Below are 21,325 nucleotides of genomic sequence, written 5' to 3'. Positions count from 1 at the left end.
GCTGGATTCAACCACGTCGCGAAATTATCGCTTTTCAGATAATTTTGATGTGGCGGCTGGGAGTTCCAAGAGGGAACAGCCGTTGGTTTCCTCTTGGTCTGGTGTGGGCGAAGCGCCACGACCTTAGTGGCCGTAGGCCATAAATCAAAGATAATAAAAACAAATAAGAATTACTGAGATTGCAGCAAGAAATTGACCATGTCATCACAACCTAAATGCTGACATAGCCAAAACAAACGCGGAATAAACGAATTAAGCTTGGGTAAACAACTGATACAACTTATCTTTTAATACCAAACGGTCAAGCTTTGCTTGCTCAATAAAGTCATCACTTGTTGGAGTATTGCGTAACTCCAGCTTACGAATTTCAGTATCTAATTTATGATACAGCTTCGCATCTTCAGCAAACTCAGTATCATTGGCGGTTAACAATGAAATCTTGTCTTGATACTCAGGGAAATCAACTAATAACGCATGGCTTTCACCTAACATACTTCTCTCCTTTTCATGTCAATGTCTAATAATGTTAGACCATATTTACACCTTATCGTCAAACTTACTCTCATGTTTTTCAATAACAAGCATATAAAAACTGCAACAGCTTAACCGCTATAACTGTTAGGATATGCTTATATTCGTACTTGAATACCGCTATTAACTTAATGAGTAATCAATGAAAAAACTTCTCAATGTCTTAATCATCAGTCTGCTCGTCAGCGCATGTTCAGATCCAGCAACACCTGAAAATAATTCCAACTCTATCACCGCAACAGCGGGAAAGTCTGCTACTAAGCTCAGTCTTAAGCAGCAAGTAGAGTCGATCACTAAAGACTATTTTGTACTCAGACCTGAAATTGCCACTTATTATGGCGTGAGCGACGCAAGCATCAATGCCAAAGTGATGTCTAAACTCACCGACTACAGCCCATCGGGTGAAACCCATCGTCGCAAAGGGCTTAAGGCAATACTGAGTCAACTCAACGATATTGATGCAACAAGCTTAACTCCCTCAGAAACAATCAGCTTAAACGCGATAAAGTCTGAAGTGAAAGGCGCTTTATTACCTGCTCAAACAGTGAATTATGGCACGGTATTAGGCGAGTATGGCGTGTGGTTTTTACCCTATGCCGTAAACCATTTATCGGGTTTGCAAATTGAATTCCCCGGTTACATGGAAGACAAATTTTCCGTTACCAATACCGATGAAGCGAACGCTTATTTAAACCGTTTAAGCATATACCCTGCAGCGATGGGGACGCTTATCGATAAGCTTAACCATGATGCCGACATAGGCGTCATTCCACCGGACTTTGTCATTGATAACACTCTGCGTGGGTTACAGGCCCAAATCAGCGGCGCTGCAAACAGCCATCCTTTAGTAACCAGCTTTAACGCTAAACTTAACGCAACCAAAGTGGCCGATAGCGATACATTGGTAAAGTCTGCAGTTGAGTTAGTTGACACTAAATACTATGCCGCCACCCGCCAATTGATTGCAGCTTTAGAAGCGGTACGTCCAAAAGCAACTCATGAAGCAGGCATTGGGCGTTTACCCCAAGGGGCGAAGTTATATCAAACGCTGATCCAGCATTTAGGCAATTCGACCAAAACTGCTGATGAAATTCATCAACTCGGTTTAGCTGAAGTCGCCCGGATTACTGCCGAGATGGACGGGCTACTCAAAGAAGTCGGTTATGTTGATGGCACCGTCGGCGAGCGCATGCAGGTGTTACTCAACGACCCACAATATCTTTACCCTAATACCCCAGAAGGTAAGCAACAGCTAATGGCCGATATTGATGCCGACTTAGCCTTGGTTGATGCAAAATTACCACAGTGGTTTGGTCGCTTGCCTAATCAAGATGTGGCTATTGAAGCGGTACCAGACAGCCGTGCAGCTTCTACTAGCGGCGCATTTTACGATGCCCCTTCGCAAGATGGTTCGCGTAAAGGCACCTTCTGGATAAGCTTGTATGACACTGCATCACTGCCATCTTATTCATTACAAACCTTGACCTACCACGAGACTAATCCAGGTCATCATTTACAAACCATTATTGGCTTATCTGATGAATTACCGCTGCTAAGTACAGTGTTTTACTCCAATGCGGCTGGCGAAGGTTGGGCTTTATATGCCGAGCGTTTAGCGGCCGAAATGGGCATTTATGCTAATGACCCTATCGACAACATTGGCCGTTTGCAGTCAGAGTTACATCGTGCAGTTCGCCTGGTGGTTGATACAGGCATGCACGCCAAAGGCTGGAGCCGTGAACAAGCCATTGACTACGCGGTGGCAACTGAAGGGATTCATTTGTCGGAAGCCACCGGCGAAATTGAACGCTATGCCGTTTGGCCAGGCCAAGCACTTGGCTATAAGTTGGGTGAGCTGAAAATTATCGAACTACGTACCAAAGCCAAGCAAGTCTTAGGTGACAAGTTTGATATTAAAGTATTCCACGATCGCTTATTAGAAAATGGCGCATTGCCTTTAGATTTAATGGAGCAAAAAATTAATCAGTGGTTAGCCAGCGAAACGGCTGCGTAATCAACTTTAATTCGGAATACTAAAGCTCAGAATAATATTGTTTGAGCAGGTTACACAATAAAGCCACAGGGCGAATACTCGTGCTGTGGCTTTATTGTCATTTATCGTTTTGCAGCTTGGTTTAACTTAGATCAGTTTTATTTAGCTTGGTTTTGAAACGCGGCTAATTGCTTAGTGTATTTGTTTTGATAAAACGGATGGTCGGTACTCGCTAACGCTTGTTGTTCAGCTTCAATAGCCTGAGTCATTTTACCTGTTGCTCCATAAACACTGGCTAACTCATGGTAGGCCGAATGCGCTTTAGGATAGGCTTTCAGCGTATCTTGGTAAACCCCAATCGCTTGCTGTGGTGCTGCTTTAACTAAGCTATTACCCAAGGCTAACAGCGAATCAATTGCTGGCACATCAAAGCCATAAACCTCATCAGACAGTCGCTTATAATAGGCTAGAATCGCTTTAGTCCCTTGTTGCGATACTTCTGAATCCGCTGCTAGAACAGTGTGAACATCGTTAAATATCTTCTCGATACCTAATGCCGTCGCCAAGATAGGCTGAGTCATATAATAGCTGCCATCAAAACGCTTTATTTGATAGTTCAATTTAGCATTGGCATTAGTTTGAATAATATCTTCAAGCCTAGCAAACGAATCCAGCTGCCTTTGCTCAAAGTCGCTATCACTGGTGCTAACAAATAGAAATCTTGGTTTGCCTTGCATGTTTTTGAGTTTTTTAGGCGCATCATTGAGCACATAAGCAAAGTCTGTTGATAACACTGGGCTGGCAGCAATATAGGCATTAAATAAGCTAGGGCGATTAATTAAGCTGTATAGCACTAAACCTGCATTGCCAGTAAAGCCGTTAAAAATACGAAAGCCATTGGTGCGATAGCGTTTATCAATTGCGGGCAGTAAATCGTGCTCAAAAAAGTCCAATAGCGCTTGATCGCCTTGCTGCTCTATCGCACGCTGTTTTAATTTCCCCAAGCCTTGATGGCCATCGGGTGCAGTAACAATAATGGTTTCTAACCACGGCCAGCCACCGTTATGACTCATCCAGTCATGCATACCCGCTAAATACAAATGACTACGAGGATGTAAGTCAAATAACACCACGTAGCGCTTATCGGTTTGCTTGGTATAACTGTTTGGTAAGGTCACCAAAAAGTCGGCTTGCTCGCTAAATAAAGCAGACTTCACACTCAAGGTTTCGGTCGTTGGCGGCAACATTTCAGTAGCAAACACCACACTAGCATGAAAAAAGCTCAGTAATAATGCGCATATAGACAGGCTTTTAGCCCATAAGCTCGGCCATTTGAAATAACGTTTTTTCCCTATTGTAAGCATGGTACCTTCCTGGTGAAACGTGACAGTTAAGTTAACCCGAAGCTACCAGACCACATCACACAAGGCAATTTAGCAATATCTAAACTTAGCTCACATCTTGCATTCAAAGTCATCTAACGAGGGTGCAATATCACGAATAGCACTAGCCTTAATCGCCAATAAAGCTTAGGATCATCATTACGTTAATTTATTGTTTTGGAGTAACAAATCTTATGAGTATTAGAGCTATTATCGTTGATACCGCCGGTACCACTACCGATCTTAACTTTATTCAGGATGTGTTATTTCCTTACTCAAGAAAAGCGATGGCGGAATTTCTTGAGCAAAACCAGCATAATGTTGTGGTTGATTATTGCATCAGCGATGTTAAAGATATTGCCTTAGAACCAGATGCGACACTCGAGCGAGTCACTGAGATTTTACAGCAATGGATAGACGAAGACCGTAAACTAACGCCACTTAAAACCCTACAAGGGCTAATCTGGAAACAAGGTTATAACCGCGTAGAGTTTACTGGCCATATTTACCCCGACTTTATTGATAACATTGAGCGCATTAAAGAGAAAGGCATTCGTATTTACAGCTTCTCTTCTGGTTCTGTCGAAGCGCAAAAGCTGTTATTTAGCCACACCGAAGCAGGTGATTTAACCGGTTCGTTCAATGGTCACTTTGATACCCGCACGGGCAATAAGTTAGACAAACAAGCCTACTGTAATATTTGCAACACCATTAGCTTGAAACCAAAACAGATTTTATTTGTATCGGACGTAGCAGAAGAGCTCAAAGCCGCAGAAGCCGCAGGCATGACAACTTGCCAAATGATCCGCTTTGCTGACCAACGCCAAGCTACGTGCAAAAAAATAAGCAGCTTTAGTGAGTTAGCGTTCGATTAACACTGACTGATTAGACATAAAAAAACGACCATCTAGGTCGTTTTTTTATGTCTGCAAAGTGCCTGTTAACTGGGGAATGCAGGTGAAATACATTTTTTCACTTCAAAATGATAACCATATTCCGCATTGATATCGGGGGTTATCTCAAGGATCTCATAATCATTAAGCTCGACCACATGCGACAACGGTAGTTTTTGACAGCGGGATTTGGCATTCGCCTCCAACTGAAACGCAAACAACGCAATTGCTTTACGCACACTGGTAAAATACTGGCTACGTAAATGACTGTAAGGCTGCTTGGCGATTTCATCAATGGCGTCCAGTTCTTGCTCGCGTTCAACTTGTTTCGCTGTTTTGGGTTCAGACTTGGGTGGTTCTTTCTTAGCAGGGTCTGTTTTAACAATGATCGACAAGCCATCATCAGCAAGTATTTCCTCTTCGGTTTCTGCTTCAACTAGTTGCACCACTTGTGGATCATCCAACGCTTTTTCAACCTGACCATAAAGGTCCATCAGCATGGCGAGGTGATACAACACCACTGCAGCAAGAATCACTCGCACCCAAAAGGTTGTACGATGAAAATGCACATGATTAATCAAGCGAAAGTTGGTCACACCAAAGGGGCGGAGTATAAAAGACACACCAAACATTAGCGGAAAAATAAGCTGTAGTAATAACAGCACAATACAGCTCATCACCACACTCCATGCCGGAATGTAGAGCAAAATGGCGAAGTTATGGGTGTAATTAAAGCTACTGGCTGCGACGCCAACCACATCGTTAACCACTGAACTTGAGCTAGCCAGGGCAAAATTGGCCACTATCGCATAAAACAGTAACAACACCGCTTTGCCAGCCAAGCTGTGCCACATACGTTCAAATAAATGCCAGAACTCAATCGACATCGCCATCACGCTGATAATGGCCACCCACGCCACCGAGTCTGTGGCAAACAGTAAGACTATCGCCACCAAATACAATTTCTGCGGCAAACTCAGTTTGGTTTGTAATTCAGTAAATCGGCTACTAAACACCGTCCAACATGACGATATCCATAAATTTGATGTTGTTATAAAAGTCTCTTTTCGCAAGGTGAAGATCCTTATAAGTTCACTGGATATACTCACTGTAATAGCCACTGTCCCTTGTTGTTCATCGTCCAGACTGTTAAATTAACAGATGGAATTTAAACAAGCGTTTAATTTATTAATTCATAACAGAGAACCGCCATGAATGACTTTTTAGCTCAACATTCTATCAGTACAGACATTCAAGTAGCATGGGGTGAAATGGATGCACTGCAACATGTGAATAATTCGGTGTATTTTAAGTATTTTGAAACTGCTCGTCTCGATTTCTTTAACCAAATTAACCTACTCGACGATCTAAAAACTACGGGTGTCGGCCCAGTACTAAGTGAAACCAATGCCCGCTTTAAGCGCCCAGTAACCTTCCCTGACTCAATTGTTGTAGGGGTAAAGATCAGCGATATCAATGAAGATCGCTTTGTGATGCATTACACCGTGTTCAGTAAAGCACAGCAAGCAGTGACGACTATCGGCTGGGCAAAAGTGGTGATGTTTAACTTTAAAACCGGCAAAAAAGCCAAACTCACACCAGAATTACTCAGCGCCTTGTTGGAACATGAGTAACAGCATCAGCCATAACATCAATAGCCACATCAACAAGCGGCATTACAAGTAATAGGACAACACACGATGGGCAATCAAAACGCAGTAACCGTGCAACACCAAGCTAGCCAACATCGTTTTGTGGTTATCACTCAAGGTGTTGAGGCAGTACTTGAATATCACTTAGAGGGTCAAAATATTGATTTTAGTCGCACCTTTGTACCACCCGCTTTACGCGGCCAAGGGATTGCCGAAAAATTGGTTCGTACAGGACTGGCTTGGGCGAAAGCAGAAAAACTTAACATCAGCGCCAGTTGCAGTTACGTAGCCAAGTTTTTACGTTAATCGCTTCTTTTGTGTTAGTCCTAAGCTGTGCCAGTTAATGCAGCCAATTGCTGACGTACAAAATCTGCAAGTGGCTCGCTTTTTTCAGTTTGGTAATTGTAATGCACCATAGTGGTGGTCGCTTCAGCGGTTTTTTTACCGTGCTGCCAACAGCTTTGTAATATATCAAAGCTGCTATTGCCTAAACGACTAATGTGCGTTTTAACGATAACTTCTTCGCCATAATACGTTGGTGCAGTAAAGGCGATAGTAAAACCAGCAATGATCATGTTCCACTTGGTTAAATCTTGCCCTGGATTTACGATTTCAAAAATTGGCTCACGAGCCGCTTCAAACCACACTGGGATAACCGTGTTATTAATGTGTCCTAACGCATCGGTTTCACAAAAGCGCGGTTTGAGGGTCATGCTAAATTGAGTATCTGTCACAAAGAATCCTTTATTATTATTTTGAGTCCATTGACGTTTTGCTCGATGAACAAATGTCATTAGCCCATTCTAACGACACATCTCACTCGAGGTCATTAAAAAAGTCTGTATTGCGAAGGAATTATGGGGGTATGTTAGAGGAGCAAACAGTAACCATCTAAAAAATTAAATAAAATTATTTTTTCGGTTGGGTATCGTACTCATCTATGATGGCCAAAATCAACTAAACAGGCACAAATGTCATCAAATCTCGGCTTAAAATATTGTCACTCTGAAGCCAAACAACTAGAACTTATTTCCATGTTTAGCTTTGTCTGCAGCAACTTCAGCCGCTATTTCAGCACGAACCTCTTTGATATCTTCTAAGGCATCAAATTGATACTCAACAAAAATTTGATAATATTTACTCTGTAACAGGTAAAGTGACATGAACAAAACAATAACGGCTAACAGATATGCATAAATAAATGTTGCCTGTTCTGCTATTAAAAACACTGTCGGCAAAAATATAATAAATAAAATACAGAAATACCATTTTAAGACTTTTACAGCAAAGAAAGATCCTCTAACAATTGCATAATTGAAGCCACTGAAAATAATTACTAATGCCGCAAAATATAAAAACAGAAGTTCGCTCCCTATATCAACTATACCAAAATAAAACTCTAAAATGAGAAAATTTAAAAGCGATATGGCAAGCATCATGAATAGTGTCGCAGCTAAAAAAGCCGCTATAGACTTCATAGGTGGAAATAATCCGACAATATCGTCATCACTTTTCAGTTTAGTTTGTCTTTTCATTAATCAGCGAGCTCCTCATATATACCAATAGCAATTGTTCCAATTGTTCCATTGAATGCGCTACCAGAAACGCTCATTGAAGCTCCAACGGCATCCATTAAATGTAAACGAAATGCATGGGTAATTTGTTTACCTGTATATTTTTTTATGTTGCCTTTTCGAGCCATAGATTTTATTAATTTACCTGAAGCACCAGGTAAATTAAGACGGGTAATGACCAAGGACTGATTACACTTTTTGACCAATAAAACAGATCTACAAGTGAGTTTAATCAACGAAGAGCGGTTTTAATATTTAGCGCCTTCTTCAGCAGCTATCTCCGCAAGAACAGATTTATAGTCTTTAACACTATTTAATCGATGTTGAACAAAAATTCGATATTTTTTACTGTCTAAAATAAAAATTGAGCTCATCGCTAAAACTGCTGAAACCAATTTAACAATAAATAATTCCACGGAAAAGTCTTCTATTATCACAATAGGGATCAGTAAAACTAAGAGAGCATATTGGAATAGCTTTAGAACCTTGACGGCAAAAAATGAACCTAGAATAACTTGGTAATTCACCAAGAAAAAAATGATAGATAAAACGGCTAACACGCCTAAAATCGCTTCTGGTGAAGGGTCAAAATAAAAATTCAATGTAACAGATGCCCCGACTCCGAATGATATAGTCATCAGCACAGAAGCAATTAAAAAGGTTATAAATGACAACAAGGGCGGAAATATCCCAACAGCAACATCTTCACTCTGTGGATTGTTGATCATTTACCACTCATCCCTTCAAAAATACCACTAGCTAGCACTTTTTGGCTAAATTGATTGTCATAAAACGACTGAGTGCTAGATCTAAAAACAGGCTTTCCATTTACCGTGATAATTTCCATAGTTCCCTCTATGTTGCCTAATTTTAAAATGGAGTATTGTACCGCTACTGAAAATACAGGCAATTATCACTAAGTATTACGAAAAAGGACGCTAATGCGTCCTTTGGTATAAAGATTGATGGTTAATTACTTGCCATACATGGCATTAATTTCACTGTGATATTTGCTGTAAATCATTTTACGACGTAGCTTTAATGTCGGCGTAATGAGTCCAGATTCCATCGAAAATGCTTCATGTAATAAGGTGAATTTTTTGATTTTTTCAAACCCAGCTAACTCATGTTGCAACTCGATTAATCGCTGCTCGAAATGAGCCACCACTTGTGAGTGACGTAACAACTCAATTGGGTTTTCAACATGAATACCTTGCGCTTTAGCCCAAGTATTTAATGCTTCAAATGCTGGCACGATTAGGGCTGATACATAATTGCGTGCATCGGCAACTATGGCGACTTGTTCGATAAACGGGCAACAAGCTACCTTACCTTCAACCCGCTGTGGTGCAATGTATTTACCGTTTGAAGTTTTCATTAACTCTTTAATGCGATCGGTAATATACAAGTTACCTTGCTCATCGATACGTCCTGCATCACCCGTTTTTAACCAACCGTCTTCAAAGGCGTCTGCGGTATCTTGTGGGCGGTTGTAATAACCGCGCATCACAGTGTCGCCACGCACTAAGATTTCATCGTCGTTGCCAAGCTTGATTTGCATAGCCTCTAGCGGCTTACCGTTTGAACCTGGTACACGATTATCTAAAGTATTACAGGTTACCGTAGCGCAGGTTTCTGTCATGCCATAACCACACAATACCGGTACACCTATACTGTGAAAAAAGCTGGCCACATTAATATCGAGCGCGGCACCGCCCACGGGCATGAACTTTAACCGGCCACCCAACACTTGCTGTAACTTGCTGTAAACCAGCTTGTTAGCCAGCCTCCACTGTGCACTTAACCACAAACTTCCTGAAGTACGACCTTGGCTAACTTCAAATTGGCGTTTACCTACTCGCATCGCCCAAGCAAATAATGTTTGTCTCGCTTTAGGCGCTTGGCCGACTTTATCGTGCACTGCGCTGTAAATTTTTTCTAAAAATCGCGGCACGGCACACAAGGTATGTGGTTTAACCGCAATAAGGGCTTCTTTAATGCGATTAGTGTCGTTTAAATACACATTGTGGCCGCCACGACATAATACATACATACTCCAACCACGCTCGAACACATGGCTCAGCGGTAAAAATGCCAACGACACATCACCCGCAGTAAATGGCAACTCACTGTCATGCTGGTTAATCATCGAGGCAAAATTACGGTAGTCGAGCATTACACCTTTAGGATTGCCGGTGGTGCCAGAGGTATAAATAAGCGTGAATAAGTCGTCTAGGTTGCTATTGGCGAGTCTAGTATTGAGCTCATTGGTAATCAGCGGATTAAATTGCGCCGCTAATATCTGATCAAAATACACATGATTATCGGCATTAAGGGTAACGTTAGCATCAAAGACTACAATGTGTTGCACGCACTCAGCTTGGGCTGCCACTGTGCAAGCCATGTCGTATTGCTGTTGGTTACCCGCAAAAATTAATTTAGCTTGAGAGTCGTTAACAATGAATACCGCTTGCTCTATGGTGCTGGTTGGATATACCGGTACCACAACATTACGAGCCTTAAGGGCGCCAATATCTGCACAGGTCCACTGTGGACAGTTTTGCGCTAAAATCACCACTTTGTCTTGCACTTGTAAGCCAAACTCAATTAACAACTGTGCGACTGAGTCTGTAACCGTATCAAATGCGCCCCATGTCACGGTATGCCAAGGAGCTGGCATGTCAAAGCCTTCAAGGGCAATGTTATTGCCTAATGACTGACCTTGCTGTTGCAGGAGTCGAACTACGTGGTATTGATCTAATGACATATGATAGTGGCCTTTTAGCTTACAAGTGTTCCGCTTTTTGCATTCTACCTGAAGTCGCTAAAAACCATAAGAGCTTTTGCTCTATTTTTGAGCTTACGGTCACGTTTGTCAGTTATGCTCGATGATTTACGGGGCCAAAACGCCATGTTGCCACAAACGTTTTTTACCCCAAATTAATGCGCCAACACCAACAATAATTAGCGGTACATCAATAAGCAACCATACCCATAAGCTGTCACCGTCACGCACTGCTGCAAAGCTCAACGACACCAATATCGAATGGAGTAACACTATTAGCATTGCGGCTGTGGCTTGCAGGCTATTACGGCTTGCCGCACCCATTCCCAGCATAATTGCACAGCCCCAAAAAGTACTTAGGCCTAAATGCAGTACAAAAAGCCCACCGTATTGAGGATCAATCAAGCTATTGGTAAAACCTAGCACGCTGACCATAGCCACTAGCACAGCGATGAAACGATACTGGCTGCGGTAAAATGCATCGCGCAATCCACTCAAGCCGCTATAACAAGGCAATAAAAACAGCGTTTCTGCCGCGCGCCAACGCTGAATTCGGCTCCAATGAACAATGGCACAACTGATCACGGTAAATTGCACCAATAAAAATAATACTGGTACATCAATATCAAATAGCCACGACAGCAGTATTAAACCAAGGGTGATCAACGGTAAACAAAGCAGCATCATCGTTAGCACTGGGCCGATAAAAAAGTTCATCGGATGAAACAACCGCTCAACACGAGTAATCCAGGTGAATCCTTTTATGCTCGGCAGCCACATCCAGCCCATTTGCACGGCGTTGAGGTACACCACACGCGCCTCGTTATTCCAGCTAAGTTGGCGACATAAATGGATCACCCAAGACAATAGCCCAGCAATCAGTATTAGCATCATCCACGTCGGTATCGTGAGCGCTAATTTATCTAAAAATGGCACTGTTATGAATAATAAAAACGATAAATGAAAACTGTTACTGCGCCATAAACAGGCCCATACAAATAGCAAACTGACCACAATGGCTAGCAGTAGTCTGGGGATGACATCGTAAGCAGCAAAACCAATACAGGCGAATAGTTGTATCAATAACATACCGACTGCGATGGTCGCCGCCTGTATGAGCACGTGCTTTTGATAACGAGGTATTAGACCGGTCATCTCAGCTGCTGCTAAGCGATTTAACTGCCAAGCAATTGCCGCAGCAGTAGACAGTGTTGCCATGGAAAAAACGAGGCTAACAACCTCGGTTTTACCGCTGATAAAACACAGCAGCCCTAACACTAGGCCTAATCCTGCGGTACCAATAAAACTGACACTGCCTAAGTCAAACAACCACAACCGCAGCATGCCACGGTAAGGTTTACGCCATGCTGAAAGTTGACTGTTTTGCAGCGACTGATTCATCGATGCAGCTCCATAAATAACTGTTCTAGGTTGAGTGATTTTTCACTCTGCACACCCGCAATATTCGATGGGTTACCTTGAGTATCCACCAGCACACTTTGTCCGGTTTGGCTCAGTATTTTATAATGTGACGGTAACTGCACATTGTCAGCTAAGTTGAGTAATTTAACCTCTTCACGCAAGGCGTCGATTTCTTTAAACAGTATCAGTTGGCCTTTTTTAATCAGGGCAACATGGCTGGCAACGCGTTCTAAATCTGAGGTGATATGCGATGAAAATAACACTGCAGAACCTGAATCGAGCGCGAGATCGAACAAGTCGCTCATAAACTGACGCCTGGCAATGGGATCTAAGCTGGCAACGGGTTCGTCGAGTAATAATAAGGTTGGCCGATACGCCATAGCCATTATCAATGCTAATGATTGACGCTGGCCCACTGATAATTTTTGCACCGCTTGCGTAACATCTAAATCAAAACGTTTAAGCCAATCTTGCTCGAGTGTCATATCCCAGTTTGGATAGAAGCTACGGTGCAACTCCAATGCTTTATCAATGGTAAAGCCTTCATAACCAAAAGGCTGCTGGGGTACGTAACCAATACGTTCTTTTGCTTGAATAGATAAAGCGCTAGGCGGTTCGCCAAGGGTTGAAATATCACCTTGTTCGATGCCCACAATGCCTAATGCACAACGCATTAACGTCGATTTACCCGCACCATTTTGGCCTAATAACCCGACCACCATACCTGGATAGAGTGTCATCGATAGATCGACCAACACCGCATGACCTGCTGCAGACTTGTGTTTTGCAGCAAAGGTTTTGCTCACATGATTAAAGCGTAAAACGGGCTGTTGTTCGGATTCCATTTTCGACTTCCTAGATAATGTCCTTAAAAATTAGCTCAACTGTGGCTATTCTTTATTCCAAAATTGTTCCAACAATACTTGTAACTGGTCATAATCGACCCCTAGCTGCCGTGCCTGCTCAACTAATGCAGTTAATTGTGGTGCCAACAAACTGCTGCCTGAATCATTATTGGCCGCAGTTCTAGCAGCTACGCGTGACGGCTGACCACGACGGCGCTCAACCCAACCTTGGTCGACAAGTTGCTGCATAGCACGTGATACCGTCATCGGGTTTACCGCTAAATGCTCGGCAAGTTGGCGCACCGAAGGCAGAACATCTTCAGGGTGCAATTGCCCGCCGACAATTAAGCGCACGATTTGATCGTGCAACTGTCGATAGATGGGTTCACCACTGCTGGGGTTGACATTTATTAATTCTAACATTAGCCTTTAACAACTGTATTAATACATTGATACACTCATACACTAAGTGCTAAGGTATCATAATCGTCATGAAATGCAAAAAGGAAACGTTCCGATGATCAACAGGAAGTTTATCAACACAGTCTTAGCCAAGCGGTCAACCCGCTCTGGGTTATGCCAATCGGCAACACGTACTAGCCGATGGCTCGCGGTCGCTATTGCTATTTTACTCGCCAACAATAGTCATGCTGACTCATCGCAAACCAATGTGGCTGTACCCGCTAAAACCAGTGCTTGTTACTTAGACGGTTTAGACGAGCAATTACAGTGCGGTAAAATAACTGTCTCAGAAAACCCTCAACTACCTGACGGTAAGCAAATCGACATTCATTTTGCTATTTTGCCAGCAATTAAAAACACTCACCCAAATGAAGCATTACTGGCAATCGCAGGCGGACCAGGCCAGTCAGCCATTGAAAATGCCGCTTTCTTTAATCGCATGTTGACCAAAGTTCGTCAGCAACGCGATATTTTACTGATTGATCAGCGTGGTACCGGTAAATCGAACATTTTATCTTGCGACGATGACACCACTGAATTACTCAGTATGAATGATGACGATCTTGATATCATTGCCATGACAGAAAAATGCCTAGGTCAAATTGATGCCGATGTAAGCCAATACGGTAGTAATACCGCGTTAACAGACTTCGAAGCAGTACGCGAATATTTGGATTACCAAAAACTGCATTTATACGGTATTTCCTACGGAACACGTATGGCACAGCTTTATATGCGCCATTACCCAGAAGCCTTATTAACCGTGACACTGGATGGCGTGGTGCCAATGCAACAAAGTGTCGTGGCGATTGGTGACTCAATAGAACGTGGTTTAAATGTATTATGGCGCGACTGTATAAGTACTCCTGCTTGCCAGCAACAATTTCCTGACTTGGCTGACGAATACAATAAAGTCGACCAACTGCTCGCCACCGCTCCGATAAGCCAACAAGTACGTGACCCACAAACAGATGAACTCAGCGAGTTTTTACTCACCCGCGGCAAGTTTAGCGGCGCTATTAGAATGGCGATGTACATGGCAAACATCCGTGCACTTATCCCGCATGCTATTCATCAAGCGTCACAAGGTAATTACCAACCAATATTAGGTATTTACGCTTTAACAGCTGACAGCACAGGTATTGCCATGGGCATGCATGCATCCGTGGTGTGTGGCGAAGACATTCACCGCATTACTGATCAAATGCGTAAAGATGCAAAAGAGTCGTACATCAGCGGTAATATGTTAGAAGGATTAGAAAAAACCTGCCAAGCCTGGCCGATACCACAAGTAGATGACAACTTTAGTGAGCCAATTCTCAGTGATATACCCACCTTACTGTTATCTGGCGAACTCGACCCGGCAACACCGCCAAACTGGGGCGCAATGGCACAAGAAAAACTGACAAAATCAAAGCACTTCATTGCACCTTACGCAACCCATGGCGTGGCAGGCCAAAGCTGTGGCAATGACCTCGTCGCCCAGTTAGTTGACCAAGGTTCAGTAAAAGACATCAACGGTGAATGCTTACAAAAAGATGTCCGTCGTAGCTTTTACCTTAATGCCAATACCGTTGAAGCGCTACCGGTTATCGACACGCCCACTGACATAGAAACAACAGCGCCAGCGAATACCGCTGCGGATAAGGAATAGTCATGATTACTGTTGCAAACTTAACCAAAAAAATTGGCGATGTGCAGGCCTTAGATAACTTAAGCTTTAGCGCTGAGAATGGCCAAATTACCGGTTTACTTGGCCCAAATGGTGCCGGTAAAACCACCTGTTTACGCACCTTATTTGGTTTACTTAAGCCAGACTCAGGCACAGCTACCGTTGATAACATAGATGTTGCAGTTGATCCAATTGGCGCCAAAAAGCAGTTAGGCTTATTCCCCGACCCTTTTGGTTTATATGAACGCCTTAGTCCGCGTGAATACATTAGCTTCTTTGCCGAACTCAGCGGTATGTCGCGCAAACAAGCTAAAAAAGCCACCGCTGATGTGATTGCACAACTCAAGCTGGAAGACATTTGTGACCGTCGCTGCAAAGGTTTTTCTCAAGGTCAGCGGATGAAAACGGCATTAGCACAAGCCATTGTTCATAAGCCAAGTAACATCATTTTAGACGAACCTACTCGCGGGCTTGATGTAATGAGTACCCGTTTGTTGCGCGATATTTTATTGCAGCTCAAAGACCAAGGTCATTGCGTGCTGTTTTCAAGCCACGTGATGCAAGAAGTCGCCGCCTTGTGTGATCGCGTTATCGTGATGGCTAATGGAAAAGTGGTTGCCATCGGTAGCCCTGACGAACTGTGTCAGCAAACAGGTAAAGACTCACTAGAAGATGCATTTATCGAACTTATCGGTACCGACGAAGGGATTGCAGCATAATGAAAATGATACTCGCAATGGTGCGCAAAGAACTCATCGACGCCGCACGAGATAAACGATCGGTTATGGCAGGTTTATATTATGCCATTGGTACGCCGCTGATTATGTGCGGCATGTTTATGGTGTTAATTGGCCAGCTGTCTAGTCCAGAAGATTTAAACATCAATATCAACAATGCCGATAACGCTCCAGATTTAGTGCGCTACTTAAGTAATAACGGCATTAACCACGGTGAAGATGAACAAGCGAATAAAATCATCTTAACCATTAGTGACGATTACGCCGCCAATATGGCCAAAGCTAAACAAGCTGAAGTGATATTAATAGCCGACAATTCAGATGAGAAGCTGCAAAAATCAATTCGTCGACTAGAGCGTCAACTGCAAGCATATAGTGCAGAAATGGGCAGCATTCGCTTAATTGCCCGCGGTATTAATCCCCGGATAACTCAGCCATTAAAGGTCAATATCGAAGACAAAGCCACACCAGACTCTAAAGGTGGGATGATTTTAGGTATCGCTATTTTCACCATGATGTACTCGGTATTTATTTCCGGTATGAACCTCGCGATCGACACCAGTGCGGGTGAGCGTGAGCGTAACTCACTAGCACTATTGTTAAGCCACCCAATGAGCACCCGCGAATTAGTCATCGGTAAAATTATTGCCGTAACCTGTTTTGCTTTGCTCGGCTTAATCTTGATTTTACTGGTATCAAAAGTGGCTTACCCCTTTGTACCGTGGCAAGAAATTGGCTTTACCGTCAATATCACTCCAGACTTTATGGGCTTAATGTTCCTTGTGGGCATTCCAGTCGCCTTGATGGCCGCAACCTTACAACTGTATGTATCGTTTATGGCTAAAACCTTTAAAGAGGCGCAATCATACTTAACCATGGTGTTATTTGTACCACTAGCACTGTCAATGGCGGCCAGTTACAACATCGCCCCAGACGTATTGCAGTGGTTACCCGTATCTGGCCAGCAACAAGCATTAATGGACTTTATTAAAGGTCGTGAGATTCCAATGATGCAATTAATTATTTCATCTGTGACCACACTGATCATTGCCATTGCATTAGCCGCGGGCTTAGAAAAGTCGCTTAAAAGTGAAAAAGTCGTCTTTGGTTTATAACCGTTAGCTTATAACGACGAGCCTCAGCCTTAACGAGTAGAGATAAGGCTGAGGTAATTAGCAAGAGAGATTAGCTAGCGCTTTTAATAAGAGTAAGTCAGATAAGAAAGTCAAAAATCTATTAACAAAAGAGCATTAATAAGGAGTCATTATGGAAAATGATATCGCCATTATCGCGTTGGTCTTCATTATTGTGGTTGGCACCACTGCATCTGAAATGTTTAAGTATTATATGAAGCATAAGCAGCAAACTGACACGGGCTGTGTTAGCGATCTACAGGCCCAAAACCAAGCATTGATTGAACGGATACAAGTATTAGAGAAGTTAGTAACTGACAGTGATTTTGATTTAAAGCAGCAGTTTAAACATTTGTAACACCGAATCTGTTATGGGGGCCGCTATAAATTTTCGTCGATATGGAATCATAAAAATGCCGTCACAGCTGGACGGCATTATTTATTAAATACTGACTTTGCAGTTATTTATTCTCTAGCAACTGCTCAGTCACAGTTACTTCGCTTTAGGTCTAAACGGCTTTATCACCGCTTCATCACAGACTAAAAACGGTCCGTCCATTAAATCGATGCAATAAGGAATTGCAGGGAATACAGCGTCTAAACATTCACGGATAGACTTAGGTTTACCGGGTAGGTTAACAATCAACGAGTCGGCACGAAGACCCGCTGTTTGACGAGACAAAATAGCGGTTGGTACAAACTTTAATGATTCGGCGCGCATTAGTTCACCAAAACCAGGCATCATTCTATCGCACACTGCTTCGGTAGCTTCTGGCGTTACGTCGCGTTTGGCCGGCCCCGTGCCACCAGTGGTCACGATTAAACAGCAGTCTTGATTATCAGCTAAATCAATCAATGTGGCTTCAATAACGTCACGCTCATCGGGGATCACCTTATAAACAGGTTCCCATTCAGAGGTTAAATACTCATTCAATACATCAATAATCGCCTTACCAGACAGATCTTCATATATGCCAGCACTGGCACGATCGCTAACGGTAACGATGCCTATTTTAGCTTTGCTCATGGTTATCTTTCCCTTATGTGGGGTAAAAGCAGTAATGCAAATATATGCCGACAATCTACCAAAAAAATCGACATTCACAAAATGTTAAACTGATAGATAGATCACCGATTTAGGATTCCATTGACCAAGGCAAACAATGACTTCTGTCTGTGGGGTATTCATACTGAAATAATTGAACTGAGTAATACGGGTTAATGTTTTGGTTTGGCAGCTATTTAATATGCCCAGCGATAAGCGATGAATACCATTAGATTCGTCATAATGTATTACCTAATAACAATCGGTATAGCGTAACAACATAAAGTGAGTGAGTTCTATGCATACAAGCAAACAGCGCGGGTTTCACCCTTATTGAATTGGTGGTAGTCATTATTATTTTAGGCATTTTAGCCGTAGTTGCAGCGCCTAAGTTTATTAATCTGAAAAGTGATGCGCTTATTGCCAGTTTGAAGGGATTCCAGGGGGCATTAAAGTCAGCCAATACCTTGGTTTATTCAAAAGCGGTATTGTCGGGTCAAGAAAAGCTAGACCCCGGTTCAGTGACGGTCAACGGCACAACGATTAGTACTACTGTGGGGTACATAACCTCTCTGAGTGCAAATGTCGCGGTGTCGATTGACGGTTCTTTTGAAGTGATGACGAATGCAAATGATACTATTACCGCTGACTGGGGACTCTTTGATGTGTCAGGAGGTAACGTGTATATTTTCCCTAAGGGATATGACATTAATGGCAACTGCAGCTTGCGTTACTTTGTCGATGGCACTAAGCCGGCCGATCCAATAGTTTATGCCCTAACCACCACAGGCTGTTAATTGTATAAGCTAGACATAAATTGGTTTGGTTTGAACTTGGCCGCTAACATCAATAAAAAAAGATGACGCTTCCTGTTATAAAAACACTGTCAGACAGCGTCTTTTAAAGACGCTTATTTCACGGCTGAATACCCTATGACATGTTGGGCTAAAATTCCCGTAACTGCCATTTCAGCAACATGGCGTAAATCATCATGTGTCGCGCCATCAGCAGCTTGGATAGACATGCCTTTAAACAATGTCACGATCAAGGTTGCTAACACTTTCGGCTGACAATCATCAGCTAATTCGCCTCTTTGTTTAGCCTCAGCAAACTGATCAATTAATTCAGATTGATGTTTAGTTTGCAGCAGATGAACCGCTTCTTTAATCCCTTCGCTTGCTTCATTGCATGACAACGCACTATTGATTAGCGCACAACCTTGCGGGTGGCTACAATCGGTGAACTGCGCTGCTGCGCCCACTAATAAAGCTCGAATAACATCGGCAATATGCTCATGTTTAAAGGCGGTATTAAATAGTGAATCTGGGCGATTTTCATAAAGTTCAATGGCTTTTAAGAACAACTGCTCTTTATTACCAAATGCAGCATATAGGCTGGGTTTTTTAATTCCCATCACCTCAGTTAATTCGCTTATAGAGGTACCTTCATAGCCATTACGCCAAAAAACATGTAGCGCTTGCTCTAATGCAAAGTCGATATCAAACCCACGAGGGCGGCCGACGCAAGCTGCTTTAGTTATTGTCATCAATAGTACCTCTTATATTAACGAATCATTATTTATCATCACGTTAACTGACTAATTTACGATAGATAATTCGTACATCTTAGCACAACGCTAAATCATAGAAAGGGTTAATAATAAGCAGATTAAGCGCTTTTTTTCATCTTTTTCAAGTATTGATTAACGCTATTTCATCGTCACTCTCCACGTTATATGCCGTGAAGCTATTTCATCATGCTGATTATTAATCACCTTGTCATAATAATTTAATACCAATCGGTACAAAACTAATTGACAGTTGTATTTTAATCTATATATTACCATGCGGTACAGAACAATTTGTACCGATTGGTATAAAAACATAGCCAAAGACAAAAGTAACGCACCCAATAGCTTGTTAAATAACGTAAATGCTATGGATTAGAGGACAGCACCATGAAGACGTTAAAATCAATTAAAATCACTTTGTTAGTAAGCCTAACGGCATTGCTATTAGTGGCGTGCGGAAAGCAACCAGCACAACAAGCGAATACACCCGCAGCGCCTAAGGTGGATGTTGCCAACGTACTTTATGAACGCATTACTGAATGGGATCAATTTACTGGACGCTTACAAGCACCAGAAAAGGTTACTTTGGTACCTCGCGTGTCAGGTTATATTGAATCGATTAACTTTAAAGAAGGCGCGCTAGTGCAAAAAGGCGATGTGTTATTTACCATCGACTCGAGTGTATTTACGGCTGAATATGAACGCCTTAAAGCAGAATTAACCAGTGCGATATCAGCTAACCAACTTGCTGAAAATGACTATGAACGAGCCAATAAGCTGTTCCATCAAAAAGCGGTTTCAGAAGAGCTCATTGATACTCGTCGCTCTAATATGCATCAAACTGCCGCTGCTGTAGCATCAGTTAAAGCAGCATTAACTAGCGCCCAACTTAACGTTGAATATACCCATGTTACCGCCCCAATCACTGGTCGAGTGTCGTATGCCAACGAAACGGCAGGTAATTATGTCACCGCAGGACAAACGCATCTCACCAGCTTAGTCTCTACGTCGCATATGTACGCTTATTTTGATATCGATGAGCAAACGTATTTAAAATATTCCGCGTTATCGTTCGAGAACAAACGTCAAAATCCACGTTTGGGCAACAATGCTGTGGTGATGGCTCTGGCAAATGAAACCAGTTTTAACCACCAGGGTGTGATCGACTTTGTCGATAATTCGGTTGATCAACAAACAGGTACTATCCGCGTTCGAGCAAACTTTGCCAACCAAGATAATCAATTATTACCCGGCTTATTTGCCCGCATCAGCATTGCGGGTAGCGAGTCATACGACAGCATTTTAATTGACGACAAAGCCATTTTTACTGACTTAAATAACAAGTTTGTTCTGGTAGTAAATGACAAAAACATCCTTGAGTATCGTAGCGTTAGCCTAGGTGAGAAGCTTCACGGTTTACGTATTATTACTGCCGGTTTATCCCCTAACGATACCATCGTGGTAAACAGTCTGCAGAAAGTACGCCCTAACGTCACTATTGAGCCAAATCTCACCGACATGGCCGATAGCGACAAATTAGAAGCATTACATCAAGCACAACGCCTCCTCGATAACCAGCCATTAACAGCAAGTGTTGCTGATGACGCAAGTCAGGGTTAAGGAAACCAC

Annotated in this window: 23 protein-coding genes; 10 read left to right on the top strand and 13 right to left on the bottom strand. The window is 42.6% G+C overall.

Annotated elements, in window-relative coordinates:
• Positions 1-252: 252 nt before the first annotated feature.
• Positions 253-492 (bottom strand): HP1242/YdcH family protein, encoded by a 240-nt coding sequence (locus AAEY94_RS07665; protein ID WP_101088629.1) that lies wholly within the window; start codon positions 490-492, stop codon positions 253-255.
• A gap of 181 nt (positions 493-673) precedes the next feature.
• Between AAEY94_RS07665 and AAEY94_RS07660 the strand changes: the two genes are divergently transcribed.
• Positions 674-2,545, top strand: a complete 1,872-nt coding sequence (locus AAEY94_RS07660; RefSeq protein WP_350978242.1) for a DUF885 domain-containing protein — start codon at positions 674-676, stop codon at positions 2,543-2,545.
• Between the two features lie 137 nt (positions 2,546-2,682).
• Here the strand turns inward: AAEY94_RS07660 and AAEY94_RS07655 are convergent, their stop codons facing one another.
• The gene (locus tag AAEY94_RS07655; RefSeq protein ID WP_350978240.1) at positions 2,683-3,888 is read right to left on the bottom strand and encodes an alpha/beta hydrolase-fold protein; all 1,206 of its coding nucleotides are present in this window, start codon (positions 3,886-3,888) and stop codon (positions 2,683-2,685) included.
• Between the two features lie 212 nt (positions 3,889-4,100).
• Between AAEY94_RS07655 and mtnC the strand changes: the two genes are divergently transcribed.
• Positions 4,101-4,781: an acireductone synthase gene (mtnC, locus tag AAEY94_RS07650; RefSeq protein WP_101088632.1), complete on the top strand. Its 681-nt coding sequence runs from the start codon at positions 4,101-4,103 to the stop codon at positions 4,779-4,781.
• Between the two features lie 65 nt (positions 4,782-4,846).
• On the opposite strand, the gene AAEY94_RS07645 is transcribed toward mtnC, so the two are convergent.
• Positions 4,847-5,872: a hypothetical protein gene (locus tag AAEY94_RS07645; RefSeq protein ID WP_182744658.1), complete on the bottom strand. Its 1,026-nt coding sequence runs from the start codon at positions 5,870-5,872 to the stop codon at positions 4,847-4,849.
• A 138-nt stretch (positions 5,873-6,010) separates the two neighbouring features.
• Here AAEY94_RS07645 and AAEY94_RS07640 point away from each other — a divergent pair, with 138 nt between their 5' ends.
• Together AAEY94_RS07640 and AAEY94_RS07635 are read left to right on the top strand one after the other, a co-directional pair.
• Complete coding sequence (locus AAEY94_RS07640; protein ID WP_011639375.1) at positions 6,011-6,433, top strand: acyl-CoA thioesterase; 423 nt, start codon at positions 6,011-6,013, stop codon at positions 6,431-6,433.
• A 66-nt stretch (positions 6,434-6,499) separates the two neighbouring features.
• A complete protein-coding gene (locus AAEY94_RS07635; protein ID WP_350978237.1) occupies positions 6,500-6,757 on the top strand; it encodes a GNAT family N-acetyltransferase in 258 nt (85 codons plus the stop codon).
• A gap of 20 nt (positions 6,758-6,777) precedes the next feature.
• Here AAEY94_RS07635 and AAEY94_RS07630 read toward each other — a convergent pair whose 3' ends face one another.
• The 8 genes from AAEY94_RS07630 to AAEY94_RS07595 all read right to left on the bottom strand — a co-directional run bounded on the left by AAEY94_RS07630 (position 6,778) and on the right by AAEY94_RS07595 (position 13,500).
• Complete coding sequence (locus tag AAEY94_RS07630; RefSeq protein WP_392343375.1) at positions 6,778-7,164, bottom strand: acyl-CoA thioesterase; 387 nt, start codon at positions 7,162-7,164, stop codon at positions 6,778-6,780.
• Between the two features lie 306 nt (positions 7,165-7,470).
• The gene (locus AAEY94_RS07625; RefSeq protein ID WP_011639378.1) at positions 7,471-7,986 is read right to left on the bottom strand and encodes a hypothetical protein; all 516 of its coding nucleotides are present in this window, start codon (positions 7,984-7,986) and stop codon (positions 7,471-7,473) included.
• On the bottom strand, positions 7,986-8,207 hold the full coding sequence (locus tag AAEY94_RS07620) for a hypothetical protein (RefSeq protein ID WP_350978234.1): 222 nt from the start codon (positions 8,205-8,207) through the stop codon (positions 7,986-7,988). Before AAEY94_RS07620 ends, AAEY94_RS07625 begins: the two co-directional genes overlap by 1 nt.
• Positions 8,208-8,273: 66 nt before the next feature.
• Positions 8,274-8,753, bottom strand: a complete 480-nt coding sequence (locus AAEY94_RS07615) for a hypothetical protein (protein ID WP_101088637.1) — start codon at positions 8,751-8,753, stop codon at positions 8,274-8,276.
• Between the two features lie 245 nt (positions 8,754-8,998).
• A complete protein-coding gene (locus tag AAEY94_RS07610; RefSeq protein WP_350978232.1) occupies positions 8,999-10,792 on the bottom strand; it encodes an AMP-dependent synthetase/ligase in 1,794 nt (597 codons plus the stop codon).
• Between the two features lie 126 nt (positions 10,793-10,918).
• A complete protein-coding gene (locus AAEY94_RS07605) occupies positions 10,919-12,211 on the bottom strand; it encodes an ABC transporter permease (protein WP_350978230.1) in 1,293 nt (430 codons plus the stop codon).
• Positions 12,208-13,077, bottom strand: a complete 870-nt coding sequence (locus AAEY94_RS07600; RefSeq protein WP_350978228.1) for an ABC transporter ATP-binding protein — start codon at positions 13,075-13,077, stop codon at positions 12,208-12,210. Before AAEY94_RS07600 ends, AAEY94_RS07605 begins: the two co-directional genes overlap by 4 nt.
• A gap of 45 nt (positions 13,078-13,122) precedes the next feature.
• Positions 13,123-13,500 (bottom strand): GntR family transcriptional regulator, encoded by a 378-nt coding sequence (locus tag AAEY94_RS07595; protein ID WP_011639383.1) that lies wholly within the window; start codon positions 13,498-13,500, stop codon positions 13,123-13,125.
• A gap of 94 nt (positions 13,501-13,594) precedes the next feature.
• On the opposite strand from AAEY94_RS07595, the gene AAEY94_RS07590 reads away from it, so the two are divergent.
• The 4 genes from AAEY94_RS07590 to AAEY94_RS07575 all read left to right on the top strand — a co-directional run bounded on the left by AAEY94_RS07590 (position 13,595) and on the right by AAEY94_RS07575 (position 17,439).
• Entirely contained in the window at positions 13,595-15,193 is a 1,599-nt protein-coding gene (locus AAEY94_RS07590) for an alpha/beta hydrolase (protein ID WP_350978226.1), read from the top strand.
• Between the two features lie 2 nt (positions 15,194-15,195).
• Complete coding sequence (locus AAEY94_RS07585; protein WP_101088642.1) at positions 15,196-15,930, top strand: ABC transporter ATP-binding protein; 735 nt, start codon at positions 15,196-15,198, stop codon at positions 15,928-15,930.
• Positions 15,930-17,063 carry an ABC transporter permease gene (locus AAEY94_RS07580; RefSeq protein ID WP_101088643.1) on the top strand — a complete coding sequence of 378 codons (1,134 nt, stop codon included), beginning with the start codon at positions 15,930-15,932 and terminating at the stop codon, positions 17,061-17,063. The genes AAEY94_RS07585 and AAEY94_RS07580 overlap by 1 nt, the downstream gene beginning before the upstream one ends.
• 151 nt (positions 17,064-17,214) lie before the next feature.
• The gene (locus AAEY94_RS07575) at positions 17,215-17,439 is read left to right on the top strand and encodes a hypothetical protein (RefSeq protein ID WP_350978224.1); all 225 of its coding nucleotides are present in this window, start codon (positions 17,215-17,217) and stop codon (positions 17,437-17,439) included.
• Positions 17,440-17,574: 135 nt separating this feature from the next.
• Here AAEY94_RS07575 and mog read toward each other — a convergent pair whose 3' ends face one another.
• Complete coding sequence (gene mog / locus AAEY94_RS07570) at positions 17,575-18,108, bottom strand: molybdopterin adenylyltransferase (RefSeq protein WP_011639389.1); 534 nt, start codon at positions 18,106-18,108, stop codon at positions 17,575-17,577.
• A gap of 359 nt (positions 18,109-18,467) precedes the next feature.
• Here mog and AAEY94_RS07565 point away from each other — a divergent pair, with 359 nt between their 5' ends.
• Positions 18,468-18,923: a type II secretion system protein gene (locus tag AAEY94_RS07565; RefSeq protein WP_350978222.1), complete on the top strand. Its 456-nt coding sequence runs from the start codon at positions 18,468-18,470 to the stop codon at positions 18,921-18,923.
• A gap of 113 nt (positions 18,924-19,036) precedes the next feature.
• On the opposite strand, the gene AAEY94_RS07560 is transcribed toward AAEY94_RS07565, so the two are convergent.
• Positions 19,037-19,672, bottom strand: a complete 636-nt coding sequence (locus AAEY94_RS07560; protein ID WP_101088648.1) for a TetR/AcrR family transcriptional regulator — start codon at positions 19,670-19,672, stop codon at positions 19,037-19,039.
• Positions 19,673-20,083: 411 nt separating this feature from the next.
• On the opposite strand from AAEY94_RS07560, the gene AAEY94_RS07555 reads away from it, so the two are divergent.
• Positions 20,084-21,316: an efflux RND transporter periplasmic adaptor subunit gene (locus tag AAEY94_RS07555; protein WP_350978220.1), complete on the top strand. Its 1,233-nt coding sequence runs from the start codon at positions 20,084-20,086 to the stop codon at positions 21,314-21,316.
• Positions 21,317-21,325 lie beyond the last annotated feature (9 nt).

It is taken from the genome of Shewanella sp. AC34-MNA-CIBAN-0136, assembly GCF_040309945.1.
Taxonomy (GTDB): domain Bacteria; phylum Pseudomonadota; class Gammaproteobacteria; order Enterobacterales; family Shewanellaceae; genus Shewanella.
This window is presented reverse-complemented; position numbering and strand designations above follow the sequence as displayed.